This is a genomic window from Shinella zoogloeoides, assembly GCF_033705735.1.
Classification (GTDB): Bacteria; Pseudomonadota; Alphaproteobacteria; order Rhizobiales; family Rhizobiaceae; genus Shinella; species Shinella zoogloeoides_A.
The window spans coordinates 3,205,505-3,220,213 of sequence record NZ_CP131130.1 but is presented as its reverse complement, the minus strand read 5'-3'; the positions used below and the strand labels follow the sequence as shown (position 1 = coordinate 3,220,213).

Annotated in this window: 12 protein-coding genes; 7 read left to right on the top strand and 5 right to left on the bottom strand. The window is 64.7% G+C overall.

Translation table 11 applies throughout. The features are described 5' to 3' along the window. The first annotated feature begins 5 nt into the window (after window positions 1-5). Window positions 6-800 carry a ParA family protein gene (locus tag ShzoTeo12_RS15895; protein ID WP_119257940.1) on the top strand — a complete coding sequence of 265 codons (795 nt, stop codon included), beginning with the start codon at window positions 6-8 and terminating at the stop codon, window positions 798-800. A gap of 24 nt (window positions 801-824) precedes the next feature. After that, a complete protein-coding gene (locus ShzoTeo12_RS15890; protein WP_318910354.1) occupies window positions 825-1,715 on the top strand; it encodes a ParB/RepB/Spo0J family partition protein in 891 nt (296 codons plus the stop codon). 15 nt (window positions 1,716-1,730) lie between these two features. On the opposite strand, the gene holA is transcribed toward ShzoTeo12_RS15890, so the two are convergent. Genes holA through leuS form a run of 3 tightly spaced genes read right to left on the bottom strand, consistent with a single transcriptional unit; the run spans window position 1,731 to window position 5,914 of the window. Next, window positions 1,731-2,765, bottom strand: a complete 1,035-nt coding sequence (gene holA, locus ShzoTeo12_RS15885; RefSeq protein ID WP_318910353.1) for a DNA polymerase III subunit delta — start codon at window positions 2,763-2,765, stop codon at window positions 1,731-1,733. Window positions 2,766-2,772: 7 nt separating this feature from the next. Then, the gene (gene lptE / locus ShzoTeo12_RS15880) at window positions 2,773-3,297 is read right to left on the bottom strand and encodes an LPS assembly lipoprotein LptE (RefSeq protein WP_318910351.1); all 525 of its coding nucleotides are present in this window, start codon (window positions 3,295-3,297) and stop codon (window positions 2,773-2,775) included. After that, window positions 3,284-5,914 (bottom strand): leucine--tRNA ligase, encoded by a 2,631-nt coding sequence (gene leuS / locus ShzoTeo12_RS15875; protein ID WP_318910349.1) that lies wholly within the window; start codon window positions 5,912-5,914, stop codon window positions 3,284-3,286. Before leuS ends, lptE begins: the two co-directional genes overlap by 14 nt. Before the next feature lie 174 nt (window positions 5,915-6,088). Between leuS and ShzoTeo12_RS15870 the strand changes: the two genes are divergently transcribed. Continuing rightward, entirely contained in the window at window positions 6,089-6,748 is a 660-nt protein-coding gene (locus tag ShzoTeo12_RS15870; RefSeq protein WP_318910347.1) for a YggS family pyridoxal phosphate-dependent enzyme, read from the top strand. A gap of 132 nt (window positions 6,749-6,880) precedes the next feature. Further along, the gene (locus ShzoTeo12_RS15865) at window positions 6,881-8,785 is read left to right on the top strand and encodes a propionyl-CoA synthetase (RefSeq protein ID WP_318910346.1); all 1,905 of its coding nucleotides are present in this window, start codon (window positions 6,881-6,883) and stop codon (window positions 8,783-8,785) included. A gap of 72 nt (window positions 8,786-8,857) precedes the next feature. Here ShzoTeo12_RS15865 and ShzoTeo12_RS15860 read toward each other — a convergent pair whose 3' ends face one another. Next, window positions 8,858-9,559 (bottom strand): DUF1013 domain-containing protein, encoded by a 702-nt coding sequence (locus ShzoTeo12_RS15860; protein ID WP_119257935.1) that lies wholly within the window; start codon window positions 9,557-9,559, stop codon window positions 8,858-8,860. Between the two features lie 230 nt (window positions 9,560-9,789). Here ShzoTeo12_RS15860 and acs point away from each other — a divergent pair, with 230 nt between their 5' ends. After that, window positions 9,790-11,745, top strand: coding sequence for an acetate--CoA ligase (gene acs, locus ShzoTeo12_RS15855; RefSeq protein WP_318910344.1), 1,956 nt, complete (start codon window positions 9,790-9,792; stop codon window positions 11,743-11,745). A 199-nt stretch (window positions 11,746-11,944) separates the two neighbouring features. Here the strand turns inward: acs and ShzoTeo12_RS15850 are convergent, their stop codons facing one another. Beyond that, window positions 11,945-12,142 (bottom strand): DUF1674 domain-containing protein, encoded by a 198-nt coding sequence (locus tag ShzoTeo12_RS15850; RefSeq protein ID WP_318910342.1) that lies wholly within the window; start codon window positions 12,140-12,142, stop codon window positions 11,945-11,947. Between the two features lie 157 nt (window positions 12,143-12,299). Here ShzoTeo12_RS15850 and htpX point away from each other — a divergent pair, with 157 nt between their 5' ends. Further along, window positions 12,300-13,265: a zinc metalloprotease HtpX gene (htpX, locus tag ShzoTeo12_RS15845; protein ID WP_119257933.1), complete on the top strand. Its 966-nt coding sequence runs from the start codon at window positions 12,300-12,302 to the stop codon at window positions 13,263-13,265. Then, window positions 13,262-14,668, top strand: a complete 1,407-nt coding sequence (locus ShzoTeo12_RS15840; RefSeq protein WP_413251105.1) for an RsmB/NOP family class I SAM-dependent RNA methyltransferase — start codon at window positions 13,262-13,264, stop codon at window positions 14,666-14,668. The genes htpX and ShzoTeo12_RS15840 overlap by 4 nt, the downstream gene beginning before the upstream one ends. Window positions 14,669-14,709 lie beyond the last annotated feature (41 nt).

Genomic DNA, 14,709 nt, shown 5'->3' with positions numbered 1-14,709 from the left:
CGTCCATGATAGGCGAGAAGAACCGGATCATTACCATCGCGAACCAGAAGGGTGGCGTCGGCAAGACGACGACTGCCATCAATCTGGCGACCGCGCTTGCCGCAATCGGCGAACGAGTGCTCATCGTCGATCTCGATCCGCAGGGAAATGCCAGCACGGGGCTCGGAATCGACCGTCGCAGCCGCGAATTGTCGTCCTATGACCTGCTGATCGGCAGCCATAGCGTGGCCGACACCGTCCTCCAAACGGCAGTGCCGAACCTTTCGATCATTCCCTCGACCATGGACCTGCTCGGCATCGAAATGGAGATTGCCCAGCATAATGACCGTGTCTTCCGCCTTAAGCGGGCGCTGGCGGCGGCCGATGCGCTGTCTTACTCTTACGTGCTCGTCGATTGCCCACCGTCCTTCAATCTCCTGACGATGAACGCGCTGGCGGCGGCTCATTCGGTGCTCGTGCCGCTGCAATGCGAGTTCTTCGCGCTGGAAGGCCTCAGCCAGTTGCTGGAGACCGTCGACCAAGTCCGCCGGACGGTCAATCCGCGCCTCGATATCCAGGGCATCGTTCTGACCATGTTCGACTCGCGCAACAATCTGGCGCAGCAGGTGGTCAACGACGTCCGTACCCATCTCGGCGAGAAGGTCTATCACACGCTCATTCCGCGCAATGTCCGCGTTTCCGAGGCGCCCTCCTATGGCAAGCCGGCGATCCTCTACGATCTCAAATGCGCCGGAAGCCAAGCCTATCTTCAGCTCGCCTCCGAGGTGATCCAGCGGGAAAGGCAGCGCAAGGCTGCCTGAAACCAGTATCTGTGAGTGGAATCGATGAACGAAGACAACTCGAAGCGGCGCCTTGGCCGCGGGCTTGCAGCCCTGATCGGTGAAATGGACCAGCTTCCCGCCGCCGATATCGGCGCGGCGCCGGCGGTCAATCCCGATCGGCTGGTTCCCATCGAGTTCGTTGGCCGCAACCCGCGCAACCCGCGTCGTTACTTCGACGAATCGGAACTGCAGGATCTCGCTTCGTCGATCCGCCAGCACGGCATCGTCCAGCCGGTCGTGGTGCGCACCACGGCGGACAGCCGCTATGAGATCATTGCCGGCGAGCGCCGGTGGCGCGCGGCGCAGCTCGCCGGGTTGATCGAGATTCCGGTGATCATTCGTGACGTCGACGACCGCACGGCGCTGGAAATCGCCATCGTGGAGAACGTGCAGCGTTCGGACCTCAATCCGCTTGAAGAAGCAATGGGTTACGAGCTGCTGATCGCCGATCACGGCTATACGCAGAACGATCTTGGCGAGATCATCGGCAAGAGCCGCAGCCATGTGGCAAACAGCCTGCGCCTGTTGAAGCTGCCGGATCCGGTGCGTGAAATGCTGGCATCGGGCACGCTTTCGGCCGGCCATGCGCGCGCGTTGATTCCGACTTCCGATCCGGTTGCGCTTGCCAAGGCGGTCGTTGCCAAGGGCATGTCCGTTCGCGATGCGGAGCGGTTGGCCCAGAACGACATCAAGTCGCAAGGCGATCCGAACCATGGGCAGACGCCGCGGAAGGAAGAGAAGGATGCCGATACGCTTGCGCTGGAGCGCACGCTGACGGATGTCCTGGGCCTTGAAGTGAGCGTGAACCACAAGGGCAATGGCGGGCATCTGCGCATCGCTTATAAGACGCTGGAGCAGCTTGAGGAAATCTGCCGGCTTCTCGAACGGCGCTGATTTATTTAGCCGGATTCATCGGCGCGCCGATTGCAGCACGGTTGCCAGCATGGTCTGCATGGCGATCGTGTCTTCCAGCGCCGGGCGCTGGCGGCTTTGCAGGATGGCGGCCTGGAGGCGCTGGGTTTCCCGGCGAATGGCCGGCCCCGTCCAGCTTTTCAGGGCATTTTCCACGATCGGCTTGCGGCGGAAATGCAGGTGGCGGCCGAGCGTCGCCATGGCCTGGGCGGCGGGAGCGCGCTTTTCATCCATTTCGGCGCGCATCAGTTCCAGAAGCTGGAACTGGCGAAGACATCCCTGCAGAACGAGGAAGACCGGGGTCTTCGACGAGACGATCTTCTGGACCGCATGCATGAAGCCCTCGCGGTCGCCCTTGAGAACCGCGTCGACCGCATCGTCCGTGGAGATTGCACTGGCATCGCCGACGATTTCCTCCACGTCCTGCTCCTCGACGAGAGCCTTGCCGCGGCAGTAGAGGGCAAGTTTGCGCAGTTCGTTGCGGGAAGCCAGCCGGTCGCCGCCGATGGTCTCGACGAGGCGCTCGCGCGCCGCGGGCGAGATCCGCAGCCCCTCGGCGGCGAGCTCCTGGTCGATCAAGGCCTGCAGGGCGCGTCCGTCATCGGCATAGCAGGCGATGGCGACAGCTTGTGAAGAGGATTCGGCGGCCTTGCGGAGCGCGGCGCCTTTCTTCAGGTCACCGGCCTCGATGATGAGCGTGGAGGGGCCGGGGGGCATTCGGGCGAGAATATCGAGCCCATCGGAAATGCCCTTTTCGCTGCCGGCATTGCGGATCCAGACAAGCCGGTCGCCGCCGAAAAGGCCGATGGCATTCATCTCATCGACGAGACGGCCCGGCTGGTTGCCGACTTCGCCGGCGTCCAGCTTCACGATGGAGAAGGCATCGTCGAGATCGACACCGCTCGCGGCGGCGAGCGCCGCGGCCCGTTCGGAAACGAGGCCGCGATCCGGTCCGTAAACCAGAAAGAGCCGCACGGGCAGAGGCTTGCGTTTCACGAAAGCGTCGAACTCGTGCGACTTGACTTCAGCCATCGGCGTTTCAGCGGCGGGCGAGCGCCGAGGCGACGTCCGCGCGGATCAGTTCGGCGAGTTCCCGGGCACCACGATTTTCCGCATCGCGGATGGCACGCAGCTTGGCGAATTCCTGGGTCGGGAAATCGACCATGGCGACGGCGGAGCGCTTGCCGGAGGCGAGCGTTTCACCGGTGTCGGCCTTGGTGAGATTGTAGTCCGCCGAGACAGTCACGCGCCCGGCGCGGGCCGTGTCGCGGGTGGCGTCGTTCAGGACGCCGACGGTGCGGATGCTGACGTCCATCTCGAGATGATAGACCGGGTTCTGTGCTTCGCCCGCGCCACCGCCGAAGAAGAAGATCAGGTCGTTGCGGACCTGCTGCTCGACGCGGGAGGTCGCCTCGGAGATCGAGACGGAGGCGAGCTTGCCTTCCGTTCCCGCCGCGGTGGAATAGAGCGGCCGCACCTGGCAGCCAGCGAGCACGCCGGCAAGGGCGACGCCGGCAAGCACCCTGGCGAGCCGCGAGAGGCCGGTTCCGTCAGACAACAACATTCACGATCCTCTGCGGTACGACGATGATCTTCTTGGGTTTCTGGCCGCCGAGCGCGGCCTGGACCGCCTCGAGCGCGAGCACGGCCTCTTCGACCGCACTCTGGTCTGCGTCGCGGGCGATTGTCAAATCCGCGCGCTTCTTGCCGTTGATCTGCACCGGCAGCGTGACCTCGTTTTCCGCCACCAGCCGGTCGTCATAGGCCGGCCAGGCGGTGTCTGCGACGAGGCCTTCGCCGCCGATCTCGCGCCAGCATTCTTCCGAAAGATGCGGCGTCATCGGGGCGACGATGCGGATCAGGATGCCCACGGCCTCGCGCAGTGCGGCGGCAAGCTCAGGTGACGCCTTGCCGGCGGCAGCGGTCGTCAGCGGCGCGGCGAGCGCATTGACGAATTCGTAGATGCGCGCCACGGCCTTGTTGAAGGCGAGCTTGTCATAGTCGCCCTGCACGGCCTTCAGCGTCTTATGCGCGGCCTGCGAGACGGCGAGGGCCTCCCCTTGTGTGCCCGGACGGGCTTCGGCTGCCTTGAGGGCCGGGGCGGCTTCGGCGATAAGGCGCCAGACGCGCTGGACGAAGCGGTGGGCGCCTTCGACGCCGGCTTCCGACCAGATGACGTCACGGTCCGGCGGGGAGTCGGAGAGGACGAAGAAGCGGGCGGTATCGGCGCCGTAGGAGGCGATGATATCATCCGGGTCGACGACGTTCTTCTTCGACTTCGACATCTTCTCGATGGAGCCGATGGCGATTTCTTCGCCGGATTCGAGATGGGTCGCGCGGCGCTTGCCGTCGACTTCCTCGATGCGGATTTCCGCCGGCATCATCCATTCGCGCTTGCCGTCGATGGCACGGCTATAGGTCTCGTGCACCACCATGCCCTGCGTGAAGAGGCCCTTGAAGGGCTCCTTCAGGTCGAGATGGCCGGCGACCTGCATGGCGCGGGTGAAGAAGCGCGAATAGAGCAGGTGCAGGATCGCATGCTCGATGCCGCCGATATATTGATCGACCGGCAGCCAGGCATTGGCGGCGGCGGGATCCGTCGGGTTGTCTTCCCACGGCGCGGTGAAGCGGGCGAAGTACCACGAGGAATCGACGAAAGTGTCCATCGTATCCGTCTCGCGGCGGGCGTCCTTGCCGCAATGCGGGCAGGCGACGTGGCGCCAGGTCGGATGGCGGTCGAGCGGGTTGCCCGGCTTGTCGAAGGTGACGTCGTCGGGCAGCTTCACCGGCAGGTCGGCCTTGGGGACCGGGACCACGCCGCAGTCGTCGCAATGGATGACCGGGATCGGGCAGCCCCAGTAGCGCTGGCGCGAAATGCCCCAGTCGCGCAGGCGGAAGTTCACCTTGCGCTCGCCCACCGGCGCATTGCCGAGCGTTGCGGCGGTGAGGCGCTTTGCCACCTCCTCGAAGGCTTCCTCGGTGCCAAGGCCATCCAGGAAGCGCGAATTGATCATCACGCCGTCGCCGACATAGGCTTCCTCGGCAATGGCGAAAGTGGCGGCATCCGCTTCCTTCGGCATGACGACGGGTACGACCGGCAGGTCGTATTTACGGGCGAAGTCGAGGTCGCGCTGGTCGCCGGAGGGGCAGCCGAAGATGGCGCCCGTGCCGTAGTCCATCAGCACGAAGTTCGCGATATAGACCGGCAGCTCCCAGGCGGGATCGAAGGGATGGCGGACGCGGATACCCGTGTCCATGCCCTTCTTCTCGGCGGTCTCGAGCGCGGCGAGCGAGGTGCCGGCGCGGCGGCATTCCTCGCAGAAGGCCATGATCTCGGGATTCTTCGCCGAGACTTCCCTCGCCAGCGGATGATCGGCGGAGATCGCCAGGAACGAGGCGCCGAACAGCGTGTCGGGGCGGGTCGTATAGACGGTGACGTCCTTTTCGGTCGTCAGGCCGGCGGCGTCGGCGACTTCCCAGCGCACCAGCATGCCTTCCGAGCGGCCGATCCAGTTCTTCTGCATCAGCCGGACCTTTTCCGGCCACTGGTCGAGCGTTTCCAGCGAATCGAGCAGGTCCTGGCTGAAATCGGTGATCCGGAAGAACCACTGCGTCAGCTCGCGCTGCTCGACGAGCGCGCCCGAGCGCCAGCCGCGGCCATCGATGACCTGCTCATTGGCGAGAACCGTGTGGTCGACCGGGTCCCAGTTCACCTTGGACTGCTTGCGGTAGACGAGGCCCTTTTCCAGGAAATCGAGGAAGAGGTGCTGCTGGCGATGATAGTATTCGACGTCGCAGGTGGCGAATTCGCGCGACCAGTCGAGCGACAGGCCCATGGACTTGAGCTGCTTGCGCATCGTCGCGATGTTTTCGTAGGTCCAGCCCTTCGGGTGGACCTTGTTCTGCATGGCGGCGTTCTCGGCGGGCATGCCGAAAGCGTCCCAGCCCATCGGGTGCAGCACGTTGTAGCCGCGCGCGCGCTTGTAGCGGGCGACCACGTCGCCCATGGCGTAGTTGCGCACATGGCCCATATGGATGCGGCCCGAGGGATAGGGGAACATCTCGAGGACGTAGTACTTCTCGCGCGGGTCGTCGTTCTTGGTGAGGAAGACGTTCTCGTCGTTCCATTTTGCCTGCCAGCGGGGCTCGGCATCGCGCGGATTGTAACGTTCGGTGGCCATGTCTTTGATGTTTCCGGGAGTCTTTTGGAGGTCTTGGCGGGCGATCCGCCCATGCGAATATGGTGCCGAGACCTTCATCATGAAACCGCCGGAGCGTCAAGTTTTCCGGGCCGCGCTTGGCAAGCGGCGCCGATTTCGCTAGGTCCGGGGCGTCATAGCCGATGGAGAGTGACCATGGACCTTCAGGATCGTCTCGAAGATGTTCGCAGCCGGATGGGCAAGGCCGCAAGCGAAGCGGGCCGCAAGCCGGAAGCGGTGACGCTGGTGGCCGTGTCGAAGACCTTCGATGCCGAGGCCATCCGCCCGGCCATCGCGGCGGGTCAGCGCGTCTTCGGCGAGAACCGCGTGCAGGAAGCGCAGGGCAAGTGGCCGGAACTTCGCGCCGAGACCGCCGGCATCGAGCTGCACCTGATCGGCCCGCTGCAATCCAACAAGACGGCGGAGGCCGTGGCGCTTTTTGACGTCATCGAGACGGTCGACCGGGAGAAGATCGCCCGCGCGATCGCCGAGGAGATGAAGCGGCAGGGCCGGGCGCTGCGGCTCTATGTCCAGGTCAATACGGGGCTCGAACCGCAGAAGGCCGGCATCGCGCCGGACGATACGGTCGCTTTCGTCGCCTTCTGCCGCGAGGAGCTCGGCCTCACCGTCGAGGGCCTGATGTGCATTCCGCCGGCCGACGAGAATCCGGGTCCGCATTTCGCCCTGCTCGCCAAGCTGGCCGGCCGGTGCAATCTCGACAAGCTTTCCATGGGCATGTCCGGCGACTACGAGGTCGCCATCGGTTTCGGTGCGACCAGCGTGCGTGTCGGCTCGGCGATTTTTGGCACGCGCTGATCCTTCCTTTTGACGAAGGGCAAGGCCGGGGCTTGCCGTCTCAGGCTTTCGTCTGGCTTTGCGGAAAGGCCGCCCTCTCCTATTCTTCCCTTCGGAGGAACCGGCCGCCCGGCGGCCGGCAAGGAGGATGCGATGCAGAAGACCTATGCCGAGATCTATCGTGCCTGGCAGGCCGATCCCGAGGCTCACTGGGCCGCGCTCGCCCGGGCCATCGACTGGTTCACCGAGCCGACGGAAATCTTCGATGCCGCGCAAGGCGTCTACGGCCACTGGTTTCCCGATGCGGTGGGCAATACCTGTCACAATTGCGTGGACCGGCATGTGGCCGCCGGGCGCGGCGACCAGCCGGCGCTGATCTATGACAGCCCCGTCACCGGCCGGAAGGCGCGCTACAGCTATGGCGAGCTGCTCACCCATGTGAATGCCATGGCGGCGGTGCTCGCCGATCAGGGCATCGTCAAGGGCGACCGCGTCATTCTCTATATGCCGATGATCCCCGAGGCGATTTTCGCCATGCTCGCCTGCGCGCGCATCGGGGCGATCCATTCGGTGGTTTTCGGCGGCTTCGCGGCGAGCGAGCTGGCCGCGCGCATCGACGATTGCGCGGCGAAGCTGATCGTTTCGGCAAGCTGCGGCATCGAGCCGAACCGGGTGGTCGCCTACAAGCCTCTGCTCGATGCCGCCATCGACCTTGCCCGGCACAAGCCGGAGCGCTGCCTCGTGCTGCAGCGGCCGGAACTGGCGGCCGAACTGAGGGACGGCCGGGATGTGGACCTCGGCCCGGCGCTGGCGGCGGCCGAGGGGCGAGCGGTGCCCTGCGCTCCGCTCAAGGCGACCGATCCGCTCTATATCCTCTATACGTCCGGCACGACCGGCCAGCCGAAGGGTGTCATCCGTGACAATGGCGGCCACATGGTCGCCCTCGCCTGGTCGATGCGCGCGCTCTACGGGATCGAGCCCGGCGAGGTCTACTGGGCGGCGTCCGATATCGGCTGGGTCGTCGGGCATTCCTACATCGTCTATGCGCCGCTTCTCAACGGCAGCACGACGGTGCTCTACGAGGGCAAGCCGGTCGGCACGCCGGATGCCGGCGCCTTCTGGCGTGTCGTCGAGGACTATCGGGTATCGGTGCTTTTCACCGCGCCGACCGCCTTCCGGGCGATCCGCAAGGAAGACCCGGACGGCGCGCTCGTGAAGCGCCATGATCTCTCCAGCCTGCGGGCGCTGTTCCTTGCCGGCGAGCGGGCCGATCCGGATACGGTGCAATGGGCTGAAAAGGTGCTGGGCGTTCCGGTCATCGATCACTGGTGGCAGACGGAAACGGGCTGGGCCATCGTCGGCAATCCGCTCGGCCTCGGCCGGCTGCCCGTGAAGCACGGCTCGCCCACCGTGCCCATGCCGGGCTATGAACTGCATGTGCTGGACGATGCCGGCCATCCGGTGCCGCCCGGCACGCTCGGCAATATCGCCATCAGGCTTCCCCTCCCCCCGGGTTGCCTGCCGACCTTCTGGAAGGCCGACGAGCGGTTTCGCGCGGCCTGCCTTTCGGAATTCCCCGGCTACTACAAGACGGCGGATGCCGGCTATGTCGACGACGACGGCTATGTCTTCGTGATGGCGCGCACGGACGACATCATCAATGTTGCCGGCCATCGCCTGTCGACGGGGGCGATGGAGGAGGTCTGCGCCAGCCATCCGGACGTCGCCGAGTGCGCCGTCATCGGCGTCGCGGATGCGGTGAAGGGCCAGGTGCCGGCGGGTTTCCTCGTCCTGAAGAGCGGTGTTTCACGTGAATCATCGCTGGTCGAAGCGGAGGTCATGCGCCTCGTGCGCGAACGCATCGGGCCGGTCGCGGCCTTCAAGACGGCGATCTGCGTGAAACGCCTGCCGAAGACGCGCTCGGGCAAGATCCTGCGCGGCACCATGCAGAAGATCGCCGACGGCGAGGAATGGAAGATGCCGGCGACGATCGACGATCCGGCCATCCTCGACGAGATAGCGGCAGCACTGACGGGCCGAAGCCCGAACCCGGCCTGATCGTTCTATCGAGGCAACAAAAAACCCGGCTGCAAAGCAGCCGGGTTCCGATAATCCCAAGGCGGGTCTTGCTCAGAAGTTGTCGTCTTCGTCCTCGTCCGGCGTGGACGACTTCAGCGACTTGAGCTTGGCGAAGACGGCATCGGCGTCGATTTCCTTCTCCTCTTCGCGGTCGGTGCTGTAGGGCAGCTTTTCGGTTTCCTGCGCCGATTCCAGCGTCGCGCCGAGTTCGGCGGCGGTCGGCAGCGGGCGGCCCTTGGAGGCGCGCTCGACTTCGAGGTCGAGGTCGATCTGCGAGCAGAGGCCGAGCGTCACCGGGTCCATCGGTGCCAGGTTCGCGGAGTTCCAGTGGGTGCGTTCGCGGATCTGCTCGATCGTCGACTTGGTGGTGCCGACGAGACGCGAGATCTGCGCATCCTTCAGTTCGGGATGGTTGCGCACGAGCCAGAGAATGGCGTTCGGGCGGTCCTGGCGCTTGGAGACCGGCGTGTAGCGCGGGCCCTTGCGCTTGGATTCCGGCACGCGGACCTTCGGTTCGGAAAGCTTCAGCTTGTGGTTCGGATTGGCTTCCGCGCGGGCGATCTCCTCGCGGGAGAGCTGGCCGGTCGAGATCGGGTCGAGACCCTTGATGCCCTGGGCCGATTCGCCGTCGGCGATGGCCTTCACTTCGAGCGGATGCAGTTTGCAGAATGTGGCGATCTGGTCGAACGACAGCGCTGTGTTGTCGACCAGCCAGACCGCGGTCGCCTTCGGCATGAGCAGCTGTTGAGCCATGGATATAGTCCTTCTGTCCGTCCGCGCCGGTGTCGCGGGCCGTGGGGTGTAACCACTATTTTCCGGGAATTCGGCCCTCTATAACGCCACTGTCGCAGAAATGCAATTCTTCAAGCGCAAATGACCTTTTGTCTAATTGCCCGAAGGCGTTGACCTGTTATGTATGCTCAAGGAGTGGCGGGGGCTGGAGGAGACTGGTTTCCCGCGCATCGCAGTCTAGGGAGGAATCCATGTCCGAAAAGACCTACCCGGTCCTGAAATCCGCAAAAAGCCGCGCGCTGATCGACAACGAAACCTATCAGAAATGGTATCGCGAGAGCGTCGATAACCCGGAGCGCTTCTGGGACAAGCACGGCATGCGCATCGACTGGTTCAAGCCCTATACAAAGGTGAAGAACACGTCCTTCACCGGCAAGGTGCCGATCAAGTGGTTCGAGGACGGCATCACCAACGTCTCCTACAACTGCATCGACCGGCATCTCAAGGCGCATGGCGACGACGTCGCCATCATCTGGGAAGGCGACAACCCGTATATCGACAAGAAGATCACCTATAACGAGCTCTACGAGCACGTTTGCCGCATGGCGAACGTGATGAAGAAGCACGGCGTGAAGAAGGGTGACCGCGTCACCATCTACATGCCGATGATTCCGGAAGCGGCCTATGCCATGCTCGCCTGCGCGCGCATCGGTGCCGTCCATTCCGTCGTCTTCGGCGGCTTCTCGCCGGATGCTCTGGCCGGCCGTATCGTCGACTGCGAATCGACCTTCGTCGTCACCTGCGACGAGGGCGTGCGCGGCGGCAAGCCGATCCCGCTCAAGGAAAACACCGACACGGCCATCGACATCGCGGCCAAGCAGCATGTCATCGTCAACAAGGTGCTCGTCGTGCGCCGCACCGGCGGCAAGACGGGCTGGGCGCCGGGCCGCGACCTCTGGTACCATCAGGAAGTGCTGACCGTGCCGCGCGATTGTCCGCCGGCCAGGATGAAGGCGGAAGATCCGCTCTTCATCCTCTACACATCCGGCTCCACCGGTAAGCCGAAGGGTGTCCTGCACACCACGGCCGGCTATCTCGTCTATGCCTCGATGACGCACAAATACGTCTTCGACTATCAGGATGGCGATGTCTATTGGTGCACGGCGGATGTCGGCTGGGTGACGGGCCATTCCTACATCGTCTACGGGCCGCTCGCCAACCGCGCGACCACGCTGATGTTCGAAGGCGTGCCGAACTTCCCCGATGCCGGCCGCTTCTGGGAAGTGATCGACAAGCACAAGGTCAATATCTTCTATACCGCCCCGACGGCGATCCGTGCGCTGATGGGCGCCGGCGACGACTTCGTGAAGCGCTCCGAGCGCTCCTCGCTTCGCCTGCTCGGCTCGGTCGGCGAGCCGATCAACCCCGAAGCCTGGGAGTGGTATTACCACGTGGTCGGCGAGGATCGTTGCCCGATCGTCGACACCTGGTGGCAGACGGAGACCGGCGGCATCCTGATCACCCCGCTGCCGGGTGCGACGGACCTCAAGCCGGGTTCGGCGACGCGGCCCTTCTTCGGCATCAAGCCCGAGCTCGTCGATAACGAGGGCAATGTGCTGGAGGGCGCTGCCGACGGCAATCTCTGCATCACCGACAGCTGGCCGGGCCAGATGCGCACGGTCTATGGCGACCACAAGCGCTTCATCGAGACCTACTTCTCCAGCTACAAGGGCAAGTATTTCACCGGCGATGGTTGCCGCCGCGACGAGGACGGCTATTACTGGATCACCGGCCGCGTCGACGACGTGCTCAATATTTCCGGCCACCGCCTCGGCACGGCGGAAATCGAATCGGCCCTCGTCTCCCACCATCTGGTTTCGGAAGCGGCGGTCGTCGGCTATCCGCACAATCTCAAGGGACAGGGCATCTATTGCTACGTCTCGCTGATGGCTGGCGAAGAAGGCACCGACGCGCTGCGTCAGGATCTCGTCAAGCATGTGCGCAAGGAGATCGGCCCCATCGCGACGCCGGACAAGATCCAGTTCGCGCCCGGCCTGCCGAAAACCCGCTCCGGCAAGATCATGCGCCGCATCCTGCGCAAGATCGCCGAGGACGATTTTGGCGCGCTTGGGGATACGTCGACGCTGGCCGATCCGGCGGTCGTGGACGACCTGATCGCCAACCGGCAGAACAAGGCCGCTGGCTGATCCAGGCTGCATTGTAAAGCGAAACGGCGGCCGATGGCCGCCGTTTTCGTTTGAGGGTTGTTGCAGGAAACCCCGCTTCCGTCATCCTCGGGCTCGACCCGAGGGATCGACGTTCTTGCCGTCTCGATGGATGGCCGGGTTCAAGCACGACCATGTCGATCAGGAGAAATCCACTCGTTCATGAGCCGGATTCCCGCCCTTAGAAATCGATCGCGCGGCCCTTGATCTCCCAGTCGCCGAAGCGCGCGGGGTCCTCGCCGCCCCGTCCGCCGATCTCTGGCGCGCGCTCGACCGGCAGGGCAGCCTTGCGCCGTTCCTCCGCTTCCTGGAGGGCGCGGAGGGCCGCGGGAGGAAGCACCTTCCGGCCGTCGGTGTGATTGTCGTTGTCGTTCTGCATGAAACGCGGCATCCTTCCCGGATATTGAAGAATTCCCTTTGGCTTACCATCATATAGGAGCGTGCCTGCGCTGTGGAAAGCGCTGATTCACGTGAAACATGCCCTTGACAGGAAGGGCCTCGAACGCGGGCGCCAGCCCGAAGGGAGCCGGAAACGCATGAACCTCGTTCGCACAGCCATGCTGCTCGCCGTGATGACGGCGCTTTTCATGGGCGTGGGCCTGCTGATCGGCGGCAAGAGCGGCATGATGATCGCGCTCGTCGTCGCGATCGCCATGAACTTCTTCTCCTACTGGAATTCCGACCGGATGGTGCTGTCCATGTATGGCGCCAAGGAGGTCGACGAGCGCTCGGCGCCGGAATATTACGGCATCGTGCGGGATCTCGCCAAACGCGCCGGCCTTCCCATGCCGCGCGTCTTCGTCATCAACAGCGACCAGCCGAATGCCTTTGCCACCGGGCGCAACCCGCAGAACGCCGCCGTCGCCGCGTCGACCGGTCTTCTCCATGCACTGAGCTACGAGGAGGTGGCGGGCGTGATGGCGCATGAGCTCGCCCATGTGCAGAACCGCGACACGCTGACCATGACGCTGACGGCGACGATTGCCGGCGCGATCTCCATGCTGGCCAACTTCGCCATGTTCTTCGGCGGCGGGCACAATCGCGAGAACAACAATCCGCTCGGCTTCATCGGCGTGCTGATCGCCATGATCGTCGCGCCCTTCGCCGCCATGCTGGTGCAGATGGCGATCAGCCGCACGCGCGAATATTCCGCCGACAGGCGCGGCGCGGAGATCTGCGGCAACCCGCTCTGGCTGGCCTCGGCGCTGAAGAAGATCGCGATTGCCGCCGGCCGCATTCCCAACGAAGCGGCCGAGCACAATCCGGCGACCGCGCATATGTTCATCATCAATCCGCTCTCGGGCGAGCGCATGGACAGCCTGTTTTCGACCCATCCCGACACCGAGAACCGCATCGCGGCGCTTCAGGAAATGGCTCGCGGCATGCAGGCGCGCTCGACGGAACCGGTCCGGGCTGATAATCCCGTACGCAAATCGCGCTCCGTACCGACGACTGGCTGGGGACGCGGTGGTTCCGAACCGCCCAAAGGTCCCTGGTCTTGAACGACGATAGACGAAAAAACAAAGCTCATCCGAAACGACATGGCGGCAAGGGCCGGACACCGGCCGATGCTGCCGCGGCCGCCCCGGAAAAGCCGGGCCTGCGCGCCCGGCAGGCCGCGGCCAAGATCCTTGCCGCCGTCATCGATCGCCGCACGCCGCTCGACGGCATGCTCGATCTGGAGAACGGCAATATCGCCTATCGCCAGCTCGGCGATGCCGACCGGGCGCTGGTGCGCGCCATCCTCAACACGGCGCTGCGCCACCTTCCCCGCATCGAGGCGATCCTCGACACGCTGGTCGGCACACCCCTGCCGGAAGGCGCGCGGGCGCTGCACCATGTCCTGACGGTCGCCGCCGCGCAGATCCTCTATCTCGACGTGCCGGATCATTCCGCGGTCGACCTTGCCGTCGAGCAGGCGCAGCTCGATCCGCGCAACCGCCGCTTCGCCAGCCTCACCAATGCGGTGCTGCGCCGGCTTTCCCGCGAAAAGGCCTCGCATCTGACGGCCACCCGCGCGGTTTCCGTCATTCCCGCCTGGTTCCACGAGCGGCTTATCGCCGTCTACGGCAAGGAGCACGCGGCGCGCATCGGCGAAGCGCTGCTGGAGCCTTCTGCCATAGACCTGACGGTGAAATCCGATCCGGAAGGCTGGGCGGCGAAGCTCGGCGGCCGCGTGCTGCCGACCGGTTCCGTGCGCCTTCCTGCCGCGTCCGGCGCAATCCCGGCCCTTGAAGGCTTCGAGGCAGGGCAATGGTGGGTGCAGGATGCGGCGGCGAGCCTGCCTGCGAAACTTTTCCGTGATCTTGCCGGCAAGCGCGTCGCCGATCTGTGCGCCGCGCCGGGTGGCAAGACGGCACAGCTTGCGCTTGCCGGGGCCAAGGTGACGGCGCTCGACCAATCGGGCAACCGCCTGAAGCGGCTCATCGGCAATCTCGAACGGCTCGACCTGTCGGTCGAGGCCGTCGAGGCCAACATGGCGGACTACCGGCCCGAAGACCTTTTCGACGCCGTCCTGCTCGATGCGCCCTGCTCCTCCACCGGCACGATCCGCCGTCATCCGGACGTTCTCTGGACCAAGGGACCGGAGGATATCGACAAGCTCGCCCGCCTGCAGGAACGCCTGCTGCGCCACGCGCTGACGCTGATCAAGCCCGGCGGTGAACTGGTTTTTTCCAATTGCTCGCTCGATCCGTGCGAGGGCGAGGACATGGTGGCGCGCGTGCTGGCCGACAATCCCGACTGGCGGATCGAACCCGTCGAGCCCGCCGACTGGCCGGGCCTCGAATCCGCGGTTTCGCCGCGCGGCGAGTTCCGCACCACGCCGGCTATGCTGCCGGCGACCGATAGCCATGCCGGCGGGGTGGATGGCTTTTACGCCGTCCTCCTGCGCAGGAACAATTGAGGCCCGTCATCGTCATCAACAGTCCATCAGCGGTCGATGAA

Coding starts and splice junctions, on each gene's coding strand:
- ShzoTeo12_RS15895 (WP_119257940.1), top strand. CDS start 6: ATGATAGGCGAGAAGAACCGGATCATTACCATCGCGAACCAGAAGGGT.
- ShzoTeo12_RS15890 (WP_318910354.1), top strand. CDS start 825: ATGAACGAAGACAACTCGAAGCGGCGCCTTGGCCGCGGGCTTGCAGCC.
- holA (WP_318910353.1), bottom strand. CDS start 2,765: ATGGCTGAAGTCAAGTCGCACGAGTTCGACGCTTTCGTGAAACGCAAG.
- lptE (WP_318910351.1), bottom strand. CDS start 3,297: ATGTTGTTGTCTGACGGAACCGGCCTCTCGCGGCTCGCCAGGGTGCTT.
- leuS (WP_318910349.1), bottom strand. CDS start 5,914: ATGGCCACCGAACGTTACAATCCGCGCGATGCCGAGCCCCGCTGGCAG.
- ShzoTeo12_RS15870 (WP_318910347.1), top strand. CDS start 6,089: ATGGACCTTCAGGATCGTCTCGAAGATGTTCGCAGCCGGATGGGCAAG.
- ShzoTeo12_RS15865 (WP_318910346.1), top strand. CDS start 6,881: ATGCAGAAGACCTATGCCGAGATCTATCGTGCCTGGCAGGCCGATCCC.
- ShzoTeo12_RS15860 (WP_119257935.1), bottom strand. CDS start 9,559: ATGGCTCAACAGCTGCTCATGCCGAAGGCGACCGCGGTCTGGCTGGTC.
- acs (WP_318910344.1), top strand. CDS start 9,790: ATGTCCGAAAAGACCTACCCGGTCCTGAAATCCGCAAAAAGCCGCGCG.
- ShzoTeo12_RS15850 (WP_318910342.1), bottom strand. CDS start 12,142: ATGCAGAACGACAACGACAATCACACCGACGGCCGGAAGGTGCTTCCT.
- htpX (WP_119257933.1), top strand. CDS start 12,300: ATGAACCTCGTTCGCACAGCCATGCTGCTCGCCGTGATGACGGCGCTT.